Source organism: Vibrio sp. Vb1337 (assembly GCF_033338715.1).
GTDB classification, from domain to species: Bacteria; Pseudomonadota; Gammaproteobacteria; order Enterobacterales; family Vibrionaceae; genus Vibrio; species Vibrio alginolyticus.
This window is the reverse complement of sequence record NZ_JAWOTD010000117.1, coordinates 1-1,343: the sequence shown is the minus strand read 5'-3', so window position 1 is coordinate 1,343 and position 1,343 is coordinate 1. Positions and strand designations below refer to the sequence as shown.

At 47.0% G+C, this 1,343-nt stretch carries 1 protein-coding gene; it reads left to right on the top strand.

Features of this window, described 5'->3' with window-relative positions; translation table 11 throughout:
• The coding region (locus tag R7E42_RS24330; protein WP_318073138.1) for a PglL family O-oligosaccharyltransferase at window positions 1-1,343 on the top strand (1,343 nt) is incomplete at both ends.

The following is a 1,343-nucleotide window of genomic DNA, read 5'->3' as shown; positions in this document are numbered from 1 at the left end:
TTGGCCGTTCTGTTTTTACTGGCCATGCACTTTTTTATGCCCAATCCAGGTGGATCAGGGTTAGCCTTATCCTTCAACGCAACAACATGGATTGCATTTAGCTTTGCGTTAGGTATCGGTTGCTATCAGCTCGCGAGTAACCGCATTTTACGCTATTCAAAGCTAACCATAGGGTTACTGATCAGCGCGATCATCATGACGTTGCCAGTATTCTACCCCAATGCGGACAGCACTCTGGCAGCGAACAAACTTATCGGCCTGTGGAGTGGTTTCCTGTTTTTTGTTGTCTTACAGCAATTTCATTTCAGTAATAAGCATCGCCAACGGTTACTTTGGTTCATCGTACTGGCTGTCGTGATTGAAGCTCTATTTGGTCTGACGCAATATCTTTTTCTAAAACCAGGGAATCCTTTCGGCTACGACACGATTGCTAACCGTCCGTACGGGATCTTTCAGCAACCGAATGTGATGGCAAGCTTTCTCGCTACTGGATTAGTCATTGCCAGTTATCTTCTAGCTCGCCAACCCTATAAGTATTCACGTAAGCTAAGCGACGTTTACCTTTTGTATGCCGTACCTGTTGTTACCTTGCCGTTGATTGTCGCGTTAGCTTCGCGCACAGGATGGCTAGCGACCATCATCGGTTTGTTGTTAGTGATTCCGTATATGTATCGCTTTTCAACCAAAGGCCGCTTTATTCGCTGGATCGCAGCTTTGGTTACGGGCTTGGTGCTCTCGTTCGTTGTAATGAGCATTGCATTCCCGGATGGAAGTGGACTGGCGGCAGAGAAAGTGAATATGGAATCGCCTCGAGCGTACACTTTCCCTCAAACCTTGGATATGGTGATCGAGAAACCGTTCACTGGCTACGGTTACGGTAAGTTTGAATCTGAGTACATGCTGTACACCGCGCGCCAGCATGCGCTGAATGAGAACTATCCTGCAGGCTTGCCATCGATGGATCATCCACACAATGAAATGTTGTACTGGGGCGTAGAAGGTGGGCTTCTGCCTGTATTAGGCATAATCCTCGCAATGGGATTGGTTTTACATAGGATTTATCAAGCCAAACGTGGCACACGCCTAGCGTTGCTTGCGTTATTCATTCCTATCGTACTTCACTCTCAGTTGGAATATCCGTTTTATCACTCTCTCGTGCACTGGCTGATTTTCATCATTTTGCTGTATTGGGTCGACCAGCGTGTCTCGCGCTATCGCCAAGTTGGGTTTAGCAAAGTGACCAAAAGTCTACTGCGCGTTTTTAGCTTGGTAATTCCGGCCGTGTTTACCTTCTATATGGTGAGCGCACTACACACGAACTACATTCTGACGAAGTTCGAAAC